Source organism: Dokdonia sp. R86516 (genome assembly GCF_044596715.1).
Classification (GTDB): Bacteria; Bacteroidota; Bacteroidia; order Flavobacteriales; family Flavobacteriaceae; genus Dokdonia.
Window position 1 is genome coordinate 3,068,274 of the sequence record NZ_CP138998.1, and the last position, 22,740, is coordinate 3,091,013.

Genomic DNA, 22,740 nt, shown 5'->3' on the forward strand with positions numbered 1-22,740 from the left:
TCTGGTATTAAGGGATCTACAAGCAGGTATAGCAATCACCTCCTAGAGCAAAGAGTTGCTGAATTTCGGTAGCGTTTAGTGTGTTTTTATACACTCTAAGATCATCCACGTGACCTAAGAAATTTTGGCCAAGTGTATATTCATTTAATGCAGTACTACCTATGTCAAGTGCGGCATTAATAACCTCGTTACGAAGAATACCATCTCTGTAAAGTTTCACAGTATTTGCACCATCTACAGTTATTGCCAGATGATGCCAGTCTGTATTCATCCACTCTACATCTGCTTCATTACTCCAATCTTCATCTACAATTTGAAAATCACTTGTAAAGAAAGTTGGCGTATTAAAGTTAGTCACACCTAGAGCAAATCCTTCTTGACTTGCATCTGTACCCTTTTGAAATATAATTTCTTCATCTCCGGAGTTTGTATTTTGCATTTTAAACCAGACACTTATAGTATACTGATCCCCTTGTACAATATTATTTTCTCCAGTAACAGGTATTGTAAATGAATCCTGATTAAAACTAATTGCGCAGTGATCTGAGCCATCTCTATCTACGACACATTCATTTATAGCAGCGCTGTTTACATAACCACTTATAAGCTCTACGGGATATTCAGATAAAGGCATATAAATCACGAGATCATTAAGATAATCTTGTGGATTACTGCAACAATCTACTACAGTAAGATTAATGAAAAATATTTTAAACTCACTTGTATCACTTAAAAGTGTTGCTCGCACCCATAGCTGCTCTGGACTAGTATTTGTAGTATAATTGGTAGGGTTTGATATTGCATTTGTTTGGTTGCTAGCATCCTCTCGTGTGTAGTAATATGCAATATTTACTTCTGAGGTGTCGCAGTCTAGAAGTGTTTCTGTTAGGTCAAAGGTAGCCTCACCTTCTTGACCATTATCACAAACATTTAGTACAGCACTAACAAAACAATCTAATGGCTCTTGAAAACAGTTTCGCTCAAGCGTCATTATATCATCGCCTTTCTCTAATAAAAGGATCTCCTCATCACATTGTGTTACCGTCCAATTACCTCCTACTTGTGAATTTAAGATGGGCATATTAAAAAAGCTAAGTCTAACGCCAGAGGCAGTTGTAGCAGTACTCCATCCAGCCTCTGCGATTACATTTACATCAAAATATAAAAGGTAATTATTTGCACCAAAAGAAAATACATAATTACTAAGCGTATCTTCATTATTGTAAGAAGTTATCTGCCAGTAACAACTCATGAGAAAATCGTTTACCTCACTTTCCAAACATACATCTTCCTCAAAATAATAGGTATCATCTTCCTCACAACTCGAAGAAGCTTCTACCAGCGCAGATGATAACGTACTATGGCTTGACATCTCCTGCGTTGTATCATCATGAGCTCTCATAACAATAGGAAAATTAATAGCTGTTACAAGATTACTTCCTTGTACAGTATTTACAAAGGATAGCAATTCTCTATCGCTCTGTACACTGACTACATTTGTAATAGTAAATTCTGGATCAAAAGTGCTAAAGCCAAAAGGATATACAAAATCGACACATTCAATATCTGCGTCATTTTGTGTAGTCTGTTCGCAAGTTTCTACGAGTTCATTGAAAGCTACCTGTGATGCAACCACAACTTGATCATGCGTAGACGTTATAACTGTGACAGGAAAATCAATAGTATAATCATCTGCATTTCCTTGTTGCTCAAAAAGTGCTGCTATGGTTTCAAAATCGTCTGTGTGGTTTACTATAATATCTGCATTATTTATAGTGACAGTAACTGGCAAGACAAGCTCTAAGCAAGATGCCCTATCAATAATATCATCATGAGACCCATCATTAAGAGCGACATTATGCATTAATTGCATTAACTGTGCGTTCACATTGTCTTCTACACCTCCCTCGATTGAGCTTTGTTCATTAAGATCATCTTGACACCCTATTGTCATGCATAATAGCATCAATAACAATGGTCGCTGTAAATGTCTTAAGAATGAGGATGCTATGATTTGCATAGTTTTATTAAAGTACTGCAATAATAAAACAACTTTAAATAAAAAACTCCTACCTCTTTTAAGTTATTATATACATTTCTCTATTATTGCACCCAATGAAGAAAGGAGAAAACAAAGGTGTTTGCCACGAAACTATCTATAATAGTGTCTTTAAAGCGCATTCTAAAAATCTTTATAATTTTCTTTACTACAAATTTGGGAACGACTATAATCCCGAAGATAAAGTACAAGAGGCATTTATCAAGCTCTGGGAAAACTGCTCAAAAGTTTCTGAAGAGAAAGCAAAAAGCTATCTATTTACCATAGCAAATAACCTCACGCTTAATGCCTATGCACACAAGAAGGTGGTCTTAAAATTTAAAAAGAATATCCCCAAAGGATATACAAATGAGACTCCAGAATTTGTTCTTGAGGAACAAGAATACCAACAAAAACTTGAAAAAGCGATTGCAAATCTCACAGAGGCACAACGAACCGCTTTTTTACTAAACCGTGTAGAAGGAAAAAAACACAAGGAAATAGCAGCGCTCCTAGGTATATCTACAAAGGCAGTAGAAAAAAGAATTTACGGAGCTTTAAAAAAATTAAAGCTAGAAATTACAGAGCTCAGGTAGGAGAAACAACAACAACCCTGTTACATATACAGTAACGCTATGGAAAAAGAACAATTAATACGTAAATGGCTCGATAATGAGCTTACCGAGAGTGAGCTTCAAGCATTTAAAAATCTTGAAGAATATGATCAGTATACCCGTATTTCTGACACTGTCAAGAACCTAGAAATCCCTACTTACAATATAGACACTCAACTTGAGGTGTTGCACGCACGTATAGAGGCTAAGCAATCTAAAGTGATTTGGCTAAAACCTTTTCTACGTATCGCAGCAGTACTTATCCTATTTGCAGGGATTTACTTTGCTGTATCACAAAGATCTACTAGTATTGAGCACTACACTCATATTGCCCAAAAAGAAACCATCACATTGCCCGATGATTCTACAGTGATGCTCAACGCAATGTCTTCTATTTCTTATGATGAAAATACTTGGGAAGCACAACGCAATGTATCTCTAGAAGGAGAGGCATATTTCAAAGTGTCTAAGGGAACTACATTTAACGTTACGACTACCAATGGGACTGTAACGGTATTAGGAACACAGTTTAATATCAAAAATAGAGATGAATACTTTGACGTAGTGTGTTATGAAGGTTCAGTAAAAGTTACAACCGCGTCACAAGAAGTAATATTAAAAGCTGGAGACCGCTTTCGCGAAAGCGTACTCATAGCAGGAACTAAAATCACAAATACTCCCAAAACACCGTCATGGACGTATAATGAAAGTTCGTTTGAAAAAACTCCTTTAAAAGAAGTGATTGCAGAACTAGAAAGACAATATCAAGTTCAAGTTGATGTAAACGAAGTATTTGCTCAAGGGCTATTTACAGGTACATTTACCCATGACAATCTAGATATTGCTCTAAAATCTATAAGTCTACCTTTTAATTTAACCTATACCAAAGAGGAAAATAAGGTAACTTTAGCTCGTGATTAAAAAAGTTTTCTCAATACTTTTTCTCCTATTATTCTTTTTATTTTTTTCAGATCTACGATCTCAAGAAAATAACAGTGAAAGAATATCTCTGGTTGCTGTTTTAAAAAGCATCGAGACAAGGTATGACGTGAGATTTTCTTATGTAGATGAACTCGTTTCCTCTATTAAGATACCACGTATTTCAACAGATAAAAATCTTGATGATGCGCTACTTCTTATCTCAAACTATACGGGCTTTGATTTTGACAAAATTAATAATCGTTTTATTGTTTTAAGGGATCTCAATCTTTCTAGCGAAATTCAAGAGCTAGATAATATTTACATTGCTTCCTTACTTACTTCTGGAATCTCAAAATCTAGTTCTGGTATCACAATAATAACACCAAAGCAATTTGGCATTCTTCCTGGTATTATAGAACCAGATGTCTTACAAACAGTCCAAGCACTGCCAGGAATTATAAGCACAAACGAGACCGTTTCTGACGTAAATATACGTGGCGGTACAAACGATCAAAATTTAATACTTTGGGACGGTATTAAAATGTACCAATCTGGACATTTCTTTGGTCTTATATCTGCTTTTAATCCTTATTTAACTAAACAAGTTGAAATTATAAAAAATGGCACAAGCGCTCGCTATGGTGACGGTGTATCAGGTGTACTCAAAATAGGTTTAGAAGACAGTATTTCTAACGAAAAAAGCGGTAGCATAAGTGGCAACTTATTGCATGTAAAGGGATTTGCGAGACTACCACTCACAAAAAAAGCAACTCTACTCCTATCTGCTAGAAGATCTCACACAGATATAACTGATACGCCTACATATCGCAGTTATTCAGATCGCATTTTTCAAGACACAGATTTAGAAATGAGAAATAACCTTCCCATTTCTACATCAAATATTAACTTCTTTTTTTACGATATAAGTGCAAAATACATATACAACATAAGCAATCGTGATTACTTAAGCATAAGTGCTACCACGCTGTTTAATAAGTTAGAATATGATGAAAACACTACTGCGACAGGAGTTTTTGCACGCAGTGGCATTGATCAAGGAAATCGTGCTTTAAAAATAAATTATGCAAGAAAGTGGAATGCAAAACTTAAGACTGATATTAATATGTATGCCTCAAACTATAATCTAAGGGCAAGTAATTTTAATATAGAAAATAACCAACAACTTGACCAAGAAAACGAAGTTCTAGACGTAGGTCTCAATTTGAACACACAGTTAAGGCTAAGTAATAATTTAAGTTGGGAAAATGGATATCAATTTACAGAGATAGGAACTAGAAATCTCTCACAAACCAATAATCCGTTATTTTTTAGTAATGAAAAAAACATCACTCGCACACAAGCGCTATTTACAGAGCTTTCTTTTCTCTCAAATAACAAAACCACCCAATTTACTGCAGGCACGAGAGCCAGCTACCTAGAACGTTTTAAGAAGTTTATTATAGAGCCTAGACTACGTTTTAGTCAGCGGTTTTTAAATTACTTTAAGGTAAGTGCTCTAGGTGAGTTTAAAAACCAATCTGTTTTCCAAATTATAGATCAACCCAATGATTTTTTAGGACTTGAACGAAGAAGATGGGTTGCAGCAAATAATGAAAATCTACCCATTTTAAGAAGTAAACAAGCCTCACTAAGTCTAGATTACACTAAAAATAAATGGTTATTTAGTATAGAAGGTTATGTAAAAGATGTCGCGGGCATTAGCTCGAGAAGTCAAGGATTTCAAAATCAATTTCAATTTGTAAATGCTACAGGATCCTATAATGTTATAGGCATGGATTTTCTTGCCAGAAAAAGATTTAAATCCTTTACCAACTGGCTAAGTTATTCTTATTCAAAAAACAACTACACTTTTAATGCTTTAAACAACGGTCAAAGATTTCCAAATAACAATGATATAAGACATTCTATAAGCGCTGGAACTTCATATAATCTTGAGCGTTTTAAACTTTCACTAGGATTTAACTGGCGTTCCGGAACACCATTTACACGCCCGCAAAATCAAAGTGTTCAACAGAATAATCAGATTGTTTATGAGAGACCTAACTCTTCATTATCAGATAGCTTTCTGAGGTTTGACATCTCTACCATATATAATTTCAAAATGCTTAAAAACCATGCTCAAATAGGCGCATCTATCTGGAATCTAATTAATAACGACAATATCCTTAACACCTATTATCTAGTTGATAGTGATAATGAAGTACAGCAAATGACTGTAAAATCACTGGGCTTTACCCCAAACCTTAGTTTTCAGTATAACTTTTAGTAAGTAATTGCGGCGGCTACGTGCTTTCCAACTAATTTATCTCTGCCCTTTAAGAAGTCTAGCTCGATAAGAAAGTTACATTGCACTACCTCTCCTCCTAGTTGCTCAACAAGAGCAATTACAGCTGCAGCTGTTCCTCCTGTGGCTAATATATCGTCATGCAATAGGACTTTATCTCCTGGCTTGATAGCATCGCTATGCATCTCAAGGATATCTGTACCATATTCAAGCGCGTACTCCTGAGATATCCTATCATAAGGTAATTTATTAGGCTTTCTTACAGGCACAAATCCAGCGTTTAGTCTTTTGGCAAGCAACGTACCAAAAAAGAAACCCCTAGCCTCTATTCCTACTACAACATCAATATCTGTTTCTGGAACGAGTGTGTATAAAATCTCTTCCGCTTTCGCGAAAGCGTTTGCATCACCCAACAATGGAGTAATATCTTTAAAAGTAATTCCTTCTTTAGGAAAATCTTGAATATCTCTTATGTAATCTGAAATTTGCATGTCGTAAAGTTACCATTTTGGATTAAAAACTTTAATTCCTAAAAAATTTTTATCACTAACGATTTATGTAATTATTTGACTTAAAGATTAATAGAAAAATATTGCAAAATAATTGTAATTTTTTGTTGATTTTATTTGTTTAAATGAGAGAAACAATTGTATATTTGCACCCCGAAACGAACTAGTAATTGTTCTTTCAATTAGGCCTCGTGGCGCAACTGAATAGCGCACTTGATTACGGCTCAAGAGGTTACAGGTTTGAATCCTGTCGAGGTCACAATAAGCTTTTCAAAAAGCACCATAACTGCGCTAATCCTAGGATTAGCGCAGTTTTTTATTTTATATGGTTTCGTTTAATATCATTTAATGATATTCTACTATCTCATTAACTTATGAGTACACTTACCTCAAAATTGAAATTCTACCCAAAAGAATTAGCTCACCCTCACTTCTCTTAAATACTGATTTACAGAATTTTAAATAATTAAATGTAAATTTGAAATTCAAAAAACAACCGCTTAAATAACAACTACTATCTGTAACTAGACCTTATTGTTTTCTAAAATAAAATATCGATAACTCGAATATAATTTCTTAAAGTCAACTCTATAATTAGATTTGAATACATTTGCTATTGCAAACCCTTAACACATTATCAAAATGAGCAATACGAACATCGTACTGAGCAAGGCCGATAAGAACATCTTAAAAATGATGTCTAAAGGCATGACACACTTGGAGATCTCTAAGAAGCTAACTGCAAACAACCAATCACCAGCTAGTACTTCTCACATTGAGAAATTAATTATGAAGCTGAAAAAAAATTACAAAGCTAAAACCTCGTTTCAGTTAGGTATACTTCTATATAAAGATGGTTATTTCAAATAGACACTTTATATAATCAAGTAAAATACATTGGGCTCTGGAAATTGAACATAAGCAGTTTTCACTTCCATTTTTTAAAGATTTTCACCCATACAGTTACGTAAATTACTGAATGGGTGACCTATCTTTGGTGTACACTTTCTGCACAACATTTCAATAGTAAGATAATATAGAACACCTCTTATCATAGTTCTTGAGAAAAACTTAAGTCCTCCAGTACAATCAATCTTATACTATCGAGCCTGATAAAATCAGTACATCTACATTAGGAAATACTTTTTTGATTATCGCAAAAGCGCTTCCAGTGTAATATACTTACAAGTAAAATCAACTTCCTTATCTACAGCTATCATACCATTAAATTCAGTATCAAATATAAAGGGATTTAAGTAGTATTTTCGCCCCTTATAGATACCGTAATTATCGTATACCTCTAGTTCCTTTAACTCTTTTAACGAGCTGCCTACTGCTTTAAGCAGAGCTTCCTTCCTAACCCAGTACCAATAGAATTTGTCTAATGGGATTTTATTTTGAATAATGTTATTCCACTCTAAATCTGTGAAGAGATACTTAAAGAACTTCAAATCGACATCTTTTCTTTTTTCGATATCAATACCGATTTGAATATTGGTACCAAAAACTAAAACTACGTACCCATTACTATGCGAAATTGAAAAATTAAAGCCATCAATACTGGGTTTTCCATTATCAGAATAGATAATATCTTCTATCGAAAATTTTGAATATTCACTTACTAAAATGGCTTTTTTCAATAGTAACCTTCCAGTGATAAAGCTTAAAAAATCACCTCTATCTAAATACCTAAGAGCCCTATTTACAATAGAATCAGGCAAATATTTCAATAATTGATCATCGGTATATTTTTTAAGATCTTTCGACAAACAAACAATCCAAATTTCTTTCATTTTAGTGCAATTGAAAAACATTTATGATTAAATGCCTATGAGTCTCATTTATAATTCCGTTTTTTGTGGTACCAACAAGAACCTACTCGGTACCAGTTGGCCAAATTTAGGAAAACAATATGATTACCAAGGAACACATTATAGAGATAACCACTCAATTGTACTTAAAAAATGGAGTTAAGGCTGTTACCATAGCAGATATCAGCAAGGAATTGAGTACCTCTAAACGTACCATTTACAATCATTTTATCGATAAAACTGATTTAATGCAAGCCTGTGTAGAACAATATCTGGCTAGTATAAGAACCAAGAACGATGATATCATTAATAGCTCTAGCTCTGCTATTGAAGCTATGGGAATGATTCAGCAACAAATTTTAATAAGAGCAAATTATAGTAATGCTCACTTTTATAAAGAAGTATTAAAATATTACCCTAGCATCTTAAAAGACTCTTATAAGAAAAATGCAGAGTTCGCTTTTAGAGAGTTACTCTATTTATCTAAATGGGGTGTAAAAGATGGGTTTTTCAGAAAAGACCTGGATCCAGAGGTAACAATGGCCACTGTTCAAACTCTTTTAAAATTATGCAATAACACAAAGATTTTCCCATCAGAACATTATTCTAAAGCTAGACTCACCGAAGGTATTATGGTTGCTTACTTAAGAGGGTTATGTACTGACAAAGGTCTTGTTGAAGTTGAAAAGCACAAGCACCTTTATTTAAATATAGACTAAAGATATGGATACTATTAATAGTTCGCTTAAGAAAACACCTGTAGCAATCATTGGTCTATCAGCCATGTTTGCAGATGCCATCAATGTAGAACAGTTTTGGAACAATATTATTAGTCAAAAAGATAGCATTGTTGACGTTCCAGAATCTCGCTGGAATATTGATGATTACTATGATGCAGATCCCATGGCTGCAGATAAGACTTATTGTAAAAAAGGTGGTTTTATTCCAGATGTAGACTTTAATCCAATGGAATTTGGGTTACCTCCTAACATTTTGGAAGTTACAGATGCCTCACAGCTTCTTGCTTTAATAGCCGCTAGAGATGCTTTTGAGGATGCTGGATATGGCAGAGAGTCAGAAAAATTTACAGCATTACTAAAGGAAAAAACAGGGGTTATTCTCGGTGTAGGTGGTGGACAAAAACTAATCACTCCACTTACCTCTAGATTGCAAGCTCCTATCTGGGAAGCTGCTTTAAGAAGCAGTGGTATCTCAGATACAGATATACCGCATATTGTGGATAAAATGAAGAAAGCATACATAGGCTGGAATGAAAATTCTTTCCCAGGAATGCTAGGTAATGTCATTTCTGGTCGCATCACAAATCGTTTTGATTTAGGAGGCATCAACTCCGTGGTAGATGCTGCTTGTGCTGCATCACTTTCAGCTGTAAAAATGGCTGTTTCTGAATTAATAGAAGGAAGATGTGACATGATGTTAACCGGAGGAGTCGACACAGACAATTCTCCTTTTATGTACATGTCTTTTTCTAAAACGCCAGCATTCTCTCGTAAGGGAAGTATTCGCCCTTTTGACACCGATTCTGATGGCATGTTGATTGGAGAAGGTGTTGGAATGTTAGTCTTAAAAAGATTAGAGGATGCAGAGCGTGATGGAGATAGAATTTATGGTTTACTTACTGGTGTAGGTTCTTCTAGTGACGGTCGTTATAAATCGGTTTATGCGCCTCGCCCTCAAGGACAAGCGCTAGCGATGCAAAGAGCTTATGATGAGGCAGGTTATGACGCATCTACCGTTAAATTAATTGAAGGGCACGGGACTGCAACCGGTGCTGGTGATGCTGCCGAATTTGAATCTATGTCCATGGTTTTTGGAAAAAATGATGATTCAAAAAATCATATTGCTATCGGTTCTGTAAAATCGCAAATAGGTCATACAAAAGCTGCAGCTGGTGCAGCAGGAATGATAAAAGCAGCCTTGGCTCTGTATCATAAAGTACTTCCGGGAACGATTAATGTAACCAAGCCACATAACAAATTTGGGATTGAAAATTCGCCTTTCTATGTCAACTCTGAAACACGACCTTGGTTTAAAAATGGTGTTCCCCGTAGAGCGGGATTGTCTGCTTTTGGGTTTGGTGGTGTAAACGTTCATTTTGCCATGGAAGAATATGAAAAGAAAGCCTCATTTAATGATAGAATGCACCAGTCCTTCCACAGTATTTTTATAAAGGCAAATAACACAAGCGACCTACTAACGATTATTAAGGGTGAAATTACTGCATTGTCTTCAAGTGAATCAAGTGCTGCTTTTCATAACTTAAAACAAGCTTCTAAAGCAGGTATTGCAAATCAAAACGAAGCTCGTGTAGGCTTTGTAGCAGAAAGCCTGAAAGACTGCATTTCTAAATTGGAAATAGCAGTAACACAGCTAGAAAACAACAAAGAGACTTGGTATCATCCTAAAGGTATTTTCTTTAGACCTAATGGAATTAACAGCACTACAAAAATCGCATCGTTATTTTCTGGTCAAGGGGCTCAGTATGTAAATATGGCAAATGAAGCGACAAGTAGCTTTGATAGCATACAACAAACAATAGCAGCTTTTGATGCCAAAAAAGGATATGATCTAGCTAATAAAATATATCCAAAACCTGTATTTACAGAGGAGGACAAAGCTATTTTAGAAAAGAATATTACAAATACCGAGTTTGCACAACCCGCAATCGGAGCTATTAGTTTAGGGTACTATAACGTGTTCAAAGATGCCGGTTTTGTAAGTGATATGGTCGCTGGTCATAGTTTTGGTAAACTCACAGCTCTTTGTGCTTCTGGAGTTATAAGTCAAGATGATTATATAGCACTTGCTATCGCACGTGGTAAAGCTATGGCAAGGAATAATACAAGTGGTGACGCGGGTACAATGCTAGCTGTAAAAGCTTCGGCTTCAGAAATACAACCATTGATTACCGCTATACCAGATGTCTCTATTGCCAATATCAACTCGTCGAGTCAAATCGTATTAGGAGGCACCACAGAAGGTATTACTAAAGCTAAGACATTATTAGATAGTAAAAAATACCGCTCGATTGTATTACCTGTTTCTGCTGCATTCCATACAGACTGTGTGGGTCATGCACAAAAGCCTTTTGAAGAAAGCATAGAGAATATAAAATTTAATAGCCCTGCCATTCCGGTATACTCAAATTCTACTGGAAATTCTTATCCAACTGATCCAAGTGAGATTAAAAAAATATTAAGCCAGCATATTTTAAATTCAGTTGACTTCAAGAGCGAGATTGAAAATATGTATGCTGCTGGGGCTAGAGTTTTTGTTGAATTTGGACCTAAATCTATTCTTACTAATCTCGTAAAAGACATCCTTTCAGACAAGGAACATTATGCGATAGCTACTAATCCTAAGTCTAGTCAAAACAGTGATTTACAGATTAGAGAAGCTGCCATACAATTACAAGTACTGGGTTGTACATTAGGTGATATAGACAAGAACGCACGAGCAGCTATGGAGCCAGCAAAACAGCCTAAAATAGCTGTAAAAATATCGGGTAATAATTACGTGAGTCCAGCAACTCAAAAACAATATAAAGACGTTTTAAATAATGGGTTTAAAGTAAGTGGATCTACAGAAATTATTAAAACCGTAGAAGTTATAAAGGAGGTGGTAAAGGAAGTTCCTACCACTTTAAACCAAGTTCATTCAGAACAAGACACAGAAGAAAATATGATGATAGATGTAATTAAAAGTGCTGTTGAAGGTATTAAAGAAAATCAATCAAAAGCATTAGATATGTTCCAAGATATTTTAACGGAGCAAAACAAACAAACGGCACAGTTAATTGCCTTGCTATCAGAAAATACCCTTTCGGGAAAAAGTGACATGAAAACACAATCGGATCCTGTGGCAACTGCGGCTTCAGTATCTCAACCTGAAGAAACAGAAATTCAAGTAACACAAACTCCTGTTCAATCTACGGCTCCTGCACTGGAGAATTCAGAAATGCTTGATCTCATGCTTAGCGTTGTAGCAGATAAAACAGGGTATCCTGCAGAAATGCTAGAACTAAGCATGGATATGGAAGCAGATCTAGGAATTGATTCCATCAAACGTGTGGAGATTTTTGGAGCTATTACGGAACAATCTGATAAACTTTCAAACATCAACCCTAACGACCTAACAGAGCTTAGAACACTACAAGAAATTGTAGATTATATCTCTGCAAAAGCAGGAATAAGTGCAACAGCAGCTCCAGTTTCTCCTACAGTAAAGGAAGTAGTCGCAGCTCCTGTTGCTACCCCATTACCACAAACGACACCAATCGCTGGAAATTCAGAAATGCTTGATCTTATGCTTAGCGTTGTAGCAGATAAAACAGGGTATCCTGCAGAGATGTTAGAACTAAGCATGGATATGGAAGCAGATTTAGGAATTGATTCCATCAAACGTGTGGAGATTTTTGGAGCTATTACGGAACAATCTGATAAACTTTCAAACATCAACCCTAACGACTTAACAGAGCTTAGAACATTACAAGAAATTGTAGATTATATCTCTGCAAAAGCAGGAATAAGTACGACGGCAACTCCCGTTACACAAACGGTAAAAGAAGTAGTTACAGCTCCTGTTGCTGCTCCTGTTGCACAAACGACAACAACAACTTCTAGCAACTCAGAAATGCTAGACCTTATGTTAAGCGTTGTAGCAGATAAAACAGGATATCCTGCAGAAATGCTAGAACTAAGCATGGATATGGAAGCAGATCTAGGGATCGATTCTATAAAACGTGTGGAAATATTTGGAGCAATCACAGAACAGTCAGATAAACTATCAGACATCAACCCCAACGATCTTACAGAGCTTAGAACATTACAAGAAATTGTTGACTACATCTCTGCGAAAGCAGGGATAAGTACAACGGCTGCACCAGTTGAAACACCAGTCACAGCTTCTCCAGAAATAGTTGGTACCGATTTATTCTCTACTCCTATTGTTGAGACAGCAGCTCCTACTCAAGGTAATTCAGAAATGCTAGACTTGATGTTAAGCGTAGTCGCAGATAAAACAGGATATCCTGCAGAAATGTTAGAATTAAGTATGGACATGGAAGCAGATCTAGGGATCGATTCTATTAAACGTGTAGAGATATTTGGAGCGATCACAGAGCAATCTGACAAGCTATCAGACATCAATCCTAACGACTTAACAGAGCTCAGAACATTACAAGAAATTGTGGACTACATCTCTGCAAAAGCAGGTATTTCAAGTAAAAAAAAAAGCCTGAGCCTAGCGTAACTCAAGTGCAAAATAACATAGTAAGTAAGGAGAATACACCACAACAGGAATTCTCCTTACCTACTAACTTTCATGGTGTACCAAGAAAATCAATTGGTTTAAAATTTATTCCTAGAGTAGATGTATTAGTACAAGATATTTCTGCTTTACAAGCTGTTGTCATCACAGATGAAGGAGGTCCTCTGACACTTGCTGTAAAAACCAAATTAGAAAGTGAAGGACATCAAGTGATTGTACTTCAATTTGACACAATTAAAAAGAATACATCTATTAAAGATGGAATTTCGATTGCCGAAATAAACGATCAAAATATTAAAAATGCTGTAGATACCATCTTAGCCAATAATGAAATTGGCGCTTTTATGTATTTACACCCACATTTCACCTTTTCTGGTCATAATTTCACACAGCATTTTACGGTAGAACGTACCTTGTTAAAAGCCACATTTTTATTGGCAAAGCATTTACAAGCTCCATTAAATGCAACGAGCAAAACACAGCGCACAGCCTTTATGACGGTTTCTCGTTTAGATGGGAAATTTGGTATGGACCAGCGTTCAGATATTTCTATCATCGCAGGCGGATTATCAGGATTAACTAAGTGTATGAACTTAGAATGGTCTCCTGTTTTTTGTAGAGCCATTGATGCACAGCCCGAGTTGTCCCCAGAAGAAATTGCCGATAATTTATTTTTAGAATTACACGATGCAGATGTTCGTTATGTTGATGTAGCTATTAATGAAAAAGGCAGAATGACTTACGAGGTTACCCCCAATGAAGTTGCTGCTACAGATGATTATAAACAAACAGTTACAGATAAAGATGTTTTCTTAGTTGCTGGCGGTGGTAGAGGCGTTACGGCTACGTGTATCAAAGAAATGAACGCAGCTTTTAAGTCTAAATTCATCTTATTGGGAAGATCTTCTTTAGATTTTGAATTACCAGCATATGCGTTAAAAGAAAATAATTCCGCCAAGCTTAAGAACGCGATTATGCAGGATCTGAAAGCTAGCGGAGAGAAAGTTTCTATTAAAAGGTTAAACAGTCTATTCAATAAATATATTGCCAAAAAAGAAATAGAAGAAACCATTGCTACCATCAAAGCGGCTGGTGGAGATGCCATATATGTAGCTGGTGATGTAACAAACTTAACCATCAAACCAGAATTGCTAAAAATTGAAAAGCAATGGGGTAAAATCACAGGCATCATTCACGGTGCTGGCCGATTAGCAGATAAACTCATTCAAGATAAAACAGAAGAAATATTTGATAATGTCACTTCCGTGAAATTGGACGGATTATTAAACCTTCTAAAAATGGTTAATATCAATGAGTTGAAACACCTCATTATGTTCTCCTCTGTTGCTGGTTTTTACGGAAACGTAGGACAATCTGATTATGCAATGGCAAATGAAATATTGAGCACTGCCGCACATTTATTTAGTACAAACCACCCTAATACTAAAGTTACCGCAATAAACTGGGGAGCTTGGGAAGGCGGTATGGTAAGTCCAGAGCTACAAAAAATGTTTGAGGAGGCTGGTGTTTCTTTAGTAAATCACCCTGGAGGCGCTGCTCGTTTTGTTCAAGAATTAAACGGAGCATATCATCACCAACCTCAAGTGATCATCGGCGGTACATTGCCTGCTGGTATTTCAGATATTTCTGGAGATCTAAAAACGCATACGATTCAAAGAAATTTGAGCCTAAAAGAAAATACGTTTTTACAACACCACGTAATTCAAGGAAACCCTGTATTACCTATGGTGAATGCCACGGCTTGGATGGCAGATTCTTGTGTTAAGCTATTTCCAGATTATAAACTGGCAAGCATAGAAGATGTAAAACTCTTCAAAGGGATTGTTTTTGACGGGACTGAAAAAGAGGTGTATTTCACGAAAGTGAAAGAACAATTAAAAACAGCAGACACCATCGTCTGTGAGGTAAGCGTTTACAGTAAAGGAGCAAAACTACCACTCAATCATTATAGAGCTACAGTTACGCTTTCGCGAAAGCGTACTGAAAAACCAACATTCAAAACACCAAAACTAGTTGAGAATAAAATAGACGGAGCTACTTTTTATAAAGATGGTTCGTTATTCCACGGTGCTTTTTACCAAGGCATAGAGGAGGTTATTGCGATGGATGAATCGCAGGTATTATTAAAATGTAAAGCTCCAGCGGTTTCTTATGAAGATCAAGGTCAGTTCCCTAGTACAAGTTTGAATGCCTTCTTCTTAGATATTCAATATCAAGGAATGGTGGTATGGGTACAAAAATATCATAATGGCGCAAATAGCTTGCCATTACAGACTTTAAAAGGGATGGTGTACGGAGAAATTCAAGCTGATAAAAGTTACTACGTACACATAAAAATTCAAGAAAATACGGAGACTAAAATGATTGCAGACTGTACCGTTTATGACGATAACGAAGATGTTATTTTGTTTACAGAAGGTGCTGGATTAACTGTTTCAAGAGAATTAGTTTGGTAAAGGCAAACTGTAGAGGCGCATTGCATTGCGCCTCCACAAAAGCCACATCTAACAAGAAATAATGAAAGAAAAAATAGCAATTATTGGTATGTCATCCCTTTTTCCAGGGTCTAAAACACTTCAAGAGTTTTGGAATAACCTTATGGATAAAAAGGACTTAACCGGTATGGCAACAAAAGATGATTTTGGCGCAGACCCGGAACTCTTTTATAATAAAAATAAGGGTGTTATAGACAGCTGTTACTCCTTGCGAGGAGGCTACATACGTGATTATACCTTTAATAGCGATGATTTTGGCTCCAAAGATTTGAGTGACTTAGACCAGATGTATCAATGGGGTTTACAGGTGACTAAAGATGCTTTGATACATGGTGGCTATTGGGAAAAAACACAAGCATTAGAAAATTGTGGTGTGATTTTCGGGAACTTATCATTTCCCACAAAGTCTTCTCACAAAATTCTTGCTCCCGTCTATACACAAACACTTGAAAAAGGAATCAAAACACTATTAAAAGATGATAGTTTCAAAATTCCTTCTACCGAATATGAAATTCCAAAAAACAATCCGATAGAGGGTGATGTTTCAGAATTAGTGAAGAATACCATTGGTTTAAAAGGAACCAATTTTGATCTCGATGCTGCGTGTGCTTCTTCTTTATATGCCATAAAAATGGCGTGTGATGAGCTATTGACAGGAAAGGCAGATATGATGCTCGCAGGAGCTGTTTGCTCCTCTGATCAGTTGTTTATCCATATGGGATTTTCAATTTTTCACGCCTATGCGGCACACGATAAAAAATACTCGCCACTAGATAAAGATTCTGCTGGACTCGTATCTTCTGAAGGTGCTGGAATGATTCTTTTAAAACGTTTATCTGATGCAGAGCGAGATGGAGATAAAATCATAGGTGTTATTTCTGGAATTGGATTATCAAACGATGGCGCAGGTAAATTCTTATTGAGTCCTAATCCCAAAGGACAAACACTAGCTTATGAAAGAGCCTATAACGGAACCATTAAAAAGGAGGATACTTCTTACATAGAATGTCACGCAACGGGTACTCCGCTGGGTGATGTTACAGAAATCAATTCGCTCGAAACCTTCTTTGGTGACAATCCAGAAAAGGTACGTCTAGGTTCTGTAAAGTCAAATATGGGACATATGCTTACGGCTGCGGGAATGCCCAGCTTAATGAAAGTCTTGCTCTCTATGGAGCATAATAGCATTCCTCCGGGAATCAATATGGAAACGGCGATACAGTCTGAAAATGGTTGGTTTTCACAAGATCAGATTATAGAAGAGCCGCTAGCATGGAAGACAAATGATAAACAAGCGGCAGTAAATTCTTTTGGTTTTGGGGGGACTAATGCACACCTTGTTGTTGAAAGTCATCAAGCGAAGGAAACTTACACACACACGGATGTCTCTCTAAAGGAAATGGCCATTACAAGCATGGAAGTTCATTTTGGAGACTGTGATAATTTGGAAACGTTTTATCAATCCATTTTTAATGGAAAGCAGCACTTCTCTGCAATGCCATCTACTCGATGGAAGGGATTTGAGAAAAATGAAGAGCTGCTGAATACTTTTGGATTAGATACACAAAACCCTATCAAAGGAAATTTTATAGAGGATTTTGATATGGATTTAATGCGTTATAAAATCCAGCCTAATGAGATTAGCACGATGGAACCACAGCAGGCGCTCATTCTCAAAGTTGCAGATCAAGCCATTCAGAAATCTAATCTACAAAGAGGAGAAAACGTAGCCGTACTAATTGCTATGAATCCTGAACTTGCGATACACCATTATCTCGCTCGTTGGGATAGCGAGTGGCAATTAGACAAGGCGCTGGACAGTGCGGGTATTGCACTAGAAGAAACACAAAAAGAAACATTACTTGCCGAGTGTCGCAATATATTATACCAGATAGGCAACGTACAAACGCCTAGTCAGCACACCAGTTTTGTGGGGAATATTATGTCGAGTCGTATCTCTGCTTTATGGGATTTTAATGGGCCATCTTTCACCATTACAAACGGTGATAACGGTACCACAAGAGCTCTGGAAGTTGCACAAAATATGCTTTCTCTAGGCGAAGTAGATGCTGTGGTTGTGGGAGCTGTTGATTTTTCGGCTGGTATGGAAGCCGTACTGTTGCGCAATCTAGCTACTAGCATAAATCAAAATAAAAAACCTAGCTTATCTTTTAATATAGATGATTATGGATGGTTAATTGGTGAAGGAGCATCTGCGATTGTATTGAAAGCAAGTGAACACATTGATGAGAACGATACGGTCTTTGCAAAAATTGAAGCCGTAGGAGATATCGCGACAACAGAGAATATCGCCTTACAAGAATTAGTTGCTTCTGGATTTGACCAAGAAGATCAGTTGGAACAAGAACAACTATTAGCTCACAATCCTGCCAGTAAAATTGCCTTAGGATCTGTAAAAACAAACATTGGCCATACGTTTGCAGCGGCTGGACTCGCTTCTATTGTAAAAACAGCCTTATGTGTATATCATCAATTTATTCCAGGAATTCCGAATTGGCAATCGGCAAAGGATGATGCTTTCAAAAACAGTAATTACTACTTCCCTAGCCTATCACGACCTTGGGTTAATGAAACAGAACAGCCTAGACAAGCACTAGTAAATTTGAGTCAACATTCTCGTGTAAAATTATCAGAATGTACACAACCTAAACCTCACAACATTGACAATTTCTTGAACAAGCATTTATTTGTTTTAAAAGGAAATACAGCAGCAGCACTTAAGGAACAGTTACAAAAACTTAATGAGGAAATACTTACTCATGACTTAGCTTTTGTTGCACAAGCTTGCTTTGATAAAGCAGCAACCACAAAGGCAACCTACAGCATTGTTCTCATTGCGTCAACCCCAAAATCGATAGCGCAAGACATCGTTTTTATTAATAAAAAACTCGAGCAATCCTTTGCAGAAAATACAGATATAAAATTACCTAGCGGTTCTTTCTTTAGCCCAAACCCCAGTGATACAAAAGGTGATTTGGCGTTTGTATATCCAGGTTCGGCAACTACTTATGAAGGCTTGGGGCAAGATTTATTTCAGTTTTTCCCTAATCTGCTAAGTGATTTTGAGAATCGTATTGCCAACTTGAAAGACTTCTTTGGCTTAGACTATTTATTCCCAAAAAAGCAAGATAGTGCTACGCCTTCGCCCAACATACAAGAAGATGCCATCTCCATGATGTCTGCAGGAGTATTGTACTCGACCTTATACACGCACATATTGACGACTTATTTTGGTGTACAACCCAAAGCTGCGATGGGCTATTCTATGGGAGAATGTAGCTCTATGTGGTACTCCTTTGGTATTTGGAATCCAGGTGAGGGAACAAAAGTATTCCGCAACTCCCCTATTTTTAAAAACAAGTTTTCTGGCAATCTAGAACTCTTAGCCGAAGAATGGGATATCAGCTCAGAAGAAGCAAAAGCCAGATGGCAAAGTTGGATTTTATTAGAAACTAAAGAAAAAGTAGCAGCACAAATCTCAGCTTTTGATAAAGTGTCCATCACTTTTGTAAACTCTGAAAAAGAATTAATCGTTTCTGGTGATAAAAGCCAGTGCGAAGCATTGATTGCTGCGCTTAATTGTCCATCGGTATTAGTGCCTTTTCAAAATATTATCCATAATGAGTTCTGTAAAAAAGAGTACGATGGGTTAATTGAAATGCATAATTTCCCATTAGAAAAAAAGCCGGAAATTGATTTTTATTCTAGCTTAACAGGAGAGAAAATCCCTATGGATTCGCTGAAAATCGCAGAGAATTCGACAAAAGTGTGCTATAAGACTGTTGATTTTCCCGCTTTCGCGAAAAAAATGTCTAGCAACGGATTTAGCACGTTTGTAGAACTTGGTCCTAATAGTACGTGTACTGGCTGGATAAAAGATACACTAGATCAAAACAATCACGCAGCTTGTGCTATTGATAAAAAAGGCACGAGTTCTATACAGTCTTTATACGAGTGTCTAGCGCAATTAATCTCAAACGGAATCGACATTGATTTGAGTTTGCTATATCCTAATAACAACCAAGAACCCACTAAAAAACGCTTCACTAAAAAAGTAAAAACAGGTGGCACGCCAGTATATGACGTGCTCTTGTCTGAGGAGATGAGGCAACAGTTTACCACGATCAAACGAAAAGAAAAAGTAGCCTCTCTAGAAACAACTGGAGATGCAAGTATACGCTTTCGCGAAAGCGTAAAACCAACCACCACAACACATAGAGTAGAAAAAATAGCTAGTATGATAGATACAGAACAGCCAAAAACTGCGACTAAAATCGGAGAAAATGGTTTGAAATTACAAGATTATAATGATCCAAATCATCTAAAAGATAAGAACATCATTTTCACCAAAGAAGATCTTATTGAATTTTCTGAAGGAAAAATAGGTAATGTTTTTGGAGCAGAATACAATGTGATTGATCAGTATAAAAGGCGAGTAATGTTACCTATGGACCCATATTTATTGGTGAGTAGAGTAACAGGTCTTGATGCAAAACTAGGAGAATACAAGCCTTCTACAATGCAAACCGAATATGATATCCCATACAATTCTGGCTATGCAACCGACACCCAAATTCCTTGGGCAGTCTCTGTAGAGTCTGGGCAATGTGATTTAATGCTCATCTCTTATCTGGGAATTGATCTTGAAAATAAAGGAGAGTATGTATACCGCCTTCTAGATTGTACGCTTACTTTTCTAGACGATTTGCCTTTTGAAGGGCAAACATTACGCTATGATATATCTATCAATTCATTTGTAAGAAATGGTGGAAACTTGCTGTTTTTCTTTAGCTACGAGTGTTTTGTAGAAGATCGTATGGTCTTAAAAATGACCAATGGTGTGGCTGGTTTTTTTACTGATGAAGAATTGAGTAAAGGAAACGGAGTGGTATACACAGACAGCGAAAAGAAAGCACTGGCAGGTGTAGAAAAGAAAAAATTCATTCCTTTTTTGACCACCAAAAAAACTGCTTTTGACATAGTAGATTTAAGACATCTCATCAATGGAGATGCGCATAAATGTTTTGATGATATTTCATATTTCCCAAATGGTAGAAATGAATCTATACGTCTAGCTCCAGAAAAAATGTTGATGCTAGACCGCATTACAAAAGCAGATGTGCACGGAGGAGCTTATGGACTAGGAGAAATTATAGCCGAAAAAGACCTAAGTCCAGACGATTGGTATTTTCCTTGTCACTTTAGAGATGACCAAGTGCTAGCAGGTTCTTTGCAAGCAGAGGGCGGCGGTAACTTATTGCGCTTCTTCATGATGATGCTAGGATTACAACGTCTCAAAAAAGATGCGCGTTTCCAACCTATTTATGGAGTACAGCAAAAAGTACGATGTAGAAAAGAGGTAACACCTAATGATAAAAAACTAGTGTACCGCTTAGTCATTAAGGATATCGGGTTATTGCCAGATCCTTATGTAATAGGAGATTTAGAGATAATTGTAGATGGTGTGATTACCGTTCATTTTGAAAATCTAGGACTACAACTAAGAGAAAAGGACAATCCAAAATACTTAGAACAGCCTAAAAAAATAACCGAGAATGTACTTTTAAACGAAAATGATATTGAAACATTTGCGTTAGGTAGACTTGCAGATTGCTTTGGTCCAGAATATGCGGTGTATGATAACAGATCATTATCTCGCCAACCTAATACCGACTTACAAGTGGTAAGTCGTGTGATAAAAATAGACGGAGAGCGTTTTGATTTTTCAAAGCCAACAAATATCTGTACAGAATATGATGTGCCTCAAGATGCTTGGTATTACAAGCAAAATACCTCGATGACAATGCCGTATGCGGTATTGATGGAAATTGCCTTACAACCTTGTGGATTACTAGGTGCATATCTAGGAAGCACGCTACAGTTTCCAGACAAAGATTTATACTTTAGAAATCTGGATGGTGATGGAGAAATGTTTGACTTGCCAGTTGGCACAGATTTTAGAGGAAAAGTAATCGCAAATAAATCGACTTTAACGTCTTCTACCTCATTAGGAGGTTTTGTGATTCAGAAATACTTGTTTGAAGTATCTGTAGATGGGCACGTGTTTTATAAAGGATTTTCTTCCTTTGGATTCTTCCCTAAGGAAGCCTTAGCGCAGCAAGTCGGTCTCGATAAAGGAGAGGATGTTGCAGCTTGGTATGTGCAAAACAACTTGACCAGCAAAGATTACTTCCAAATCAAGCTTGATTCTCTTTATGCAAAAATGAAGTTGTATAAAGAAAATGATAAAGCAAACACCTTCCGCTTAGCCGAAAATCAATTAGATCTATTAGACAGTGGTTTGGTAGTTAAAAACGGAGGAGAGTTTGGTAAAGGATACATCCATTGTTCTAAAGCAATACATACCTACGATTGGTTCTTTACCTGTCATTTTTATTCTGACCCAGTAATGCCAGGGTCTTTAGGTGTAGAAGCAATCTCACAAGCGATGCAATTATTTGCGTTACAACAAGATTTAGGTAAGGATTTTAAAAATCCGCGTTTTGTACAAGTAGAGAACAATAAAACCGAATGGAAATACCGTGGACAAATAAAAGTGAATGTAGAAAATATGCATCTAGAAGTGCATTTTAAAAACATCGAAAAACAAGGAGATACACTGGTATTAATTGCAAATGCATATCTCTGGAATGAAGGAACGAGAATTTACCAATTGACTGATTTGGCCTTGGGGATTCAAGAGGGGTAGGTAAGCG

The 22,740-nt window shown here is 36.5% G+C and carries 10 protein-coding genes and 1 tRNA gene; 8 read left to right on the top strand and 3 right to left on the bottom strand.

The window, feature by feature from the left end; all coding sequences use genetic code 11:
- Nucleotides 1-16 precede the first annotated feature (16 nt).
- Nucleotides 17-2,020, bottom strand: coding sequence for a LamG domain-containing protein (locus SJY23_RS13785; RefSeq protein WP_396596788.1), 2,004 nt, complete (start codon nucleotides 2,018-2,020; stop codon nucleotides 17-19).
- Nucleotides 2,021-2,115: 95 nt separating this feature from the next.
- On the opposite strand from SJY23_RS13785, the gene SJY23_RS13790 reads away from it, so the two are divergent.
- The 3 genes from SJY23_RS13790 to SJY23_RS13800 are packed head-to-tail and all read left to right on the top strand — an operon-like array spanning nucleotide 2,116 to nucleotide 5,860.
- Nucleotides 2,116-2,634 (top strand): RNA polymerase sigma factor, encoded by a 519-nt coding sequence (locus tag SJY23_RS13790; protein WP_396596789.1) that lies wholly within the window; start codon nucleotides 2,116-2,118, stop codon nucleotides 2,632-2,634.
- A 39-nt stretch (nucleotides 2,635-2,673) separates the two neighbouring features.
- Entirely contained in the window at nucleotides 2,674-3,573 is a 900-nt protein-coding gene (locus SJY23_RS13795) for a FecR family protein (RefSeq protein ID WP_396596790.1), read from the top strand.
- Nucleotides 3,566-5,860, top strand: coding sequence for a TonB-dependent receptor domain-containing protein (locus SJY23_RS13800; protein ID WP_396596791.1), 2,295 nt, complete (start codon nucleotides 3,566-3,568; stop codon nucleotides 5,858-5,860). The genes SJY23_RS13795 and SJY23_RS13800 overlap by 8 nt, the downstream gene beginning before the upstream one ends.
- Here SJY23_RS13800 and SJY23_RS13805 read toward each other — a convergent pair.
- Complete coding sequence (locus tag SJY23_RS13805) at nucleotides 5,857-6,369, bottom strand: adenine phosphoribosyltransferase (protein WP_035336620.1); 513 nt, start codon at nucleotides 6,367-6,369, stop codon at nucleotides 5,857-5,859. The genes SJY23_RS13800 and SJY23_RS13805 overlap by 4 nt on opposite strands.
- Before the next feature lie 203 nt (nucleotides 6,370-6,572).
- Between SJY23_RS13805 and SJY23_RS13810 the strand changes: the two genes are divergently transcribed.
- A tRNA-Arg gene (locus SJY23_RS13810) sits at nucleotides 6,573-6,646 on the top strand.
- Nucleotides 6,647-7,538: 892 nt separating this feature from the next.
- On the opposite strand, the gene SJY23_RS13815 is transcribed toward SJY23_RS13810, so the two are convergent.
- Nucleotides 7,539-8,180 (bottom strand): 4'-phosphopantetheinyl transferase family protein, encoded by a 642-nt coding sequence (locus SJY23_RS13815; protein WP_396596792.1) that lies wholly within the window; start codon nucleotides 8,178-8,180, stop codon nucleotides 7,539-7,541.
- Between the two features lie 119 nt (nucleotides 8,181-8,299).
- Here SJY23_RS13815 and SJY23_RS13820 point away from each other — a divergent pair, with 119 nt between their 5' ends.
- From SJY23_RS13820 to SJY23_RS13835, 4 genes are all read left to right on the top strand, one after another.
- A complete protein-coding gene (locus SJY23_RS13820) occupies nucleotides 8,300-8,917 on the top strand; it encodes a TetR/AcrR family transcriptional regulator (protein ID WP_396596793.1) in 618 nt (205 codons plus the stop codon).
- A gap of 4 nt (nucleotides 8,918-8,921) precedes the next feature.
- On the top strand, nucleotides 8,922-13,469 hold the full coding sequence (locus tag SJY23_RS13825; RefSeq protein ID WP_396596794.1) for a beta-ketoacyl synthase N-terminal-like domain-containing protein: 4,548 nt from the start codon (nucleotides 8,922-8,924) through the stop codon (nucleotides 13,467-13,469).
- A 5-nt stretch (nucleotides 13,470-13,474) separates the two neighbouring features.
- Entirely contained in the window at nucleotides 13,475-15,964 is a 2,490-nt protein-coding gene (locus SJY23_RS13830; protein WP_396596795.1) for an SDR family NAD(P)-dependent oxidoreductase, read from the top strand.
- A gap of 61 nt (nucleotides 15,965-16,025) precedes the next feature.
- Nucleotides 16,026-22,733, top strand: coding sequence for a PfaB family protein (locus SJY23_RS13835; protein WP_396596796.1), 6,708 nt, complete (start codon nucleotides 16,026-16,028; stop codon nucleotides 22,731-22,733).
- Nucleotides 22,734-22,740 lie beyond the last annotated feature (7 nt).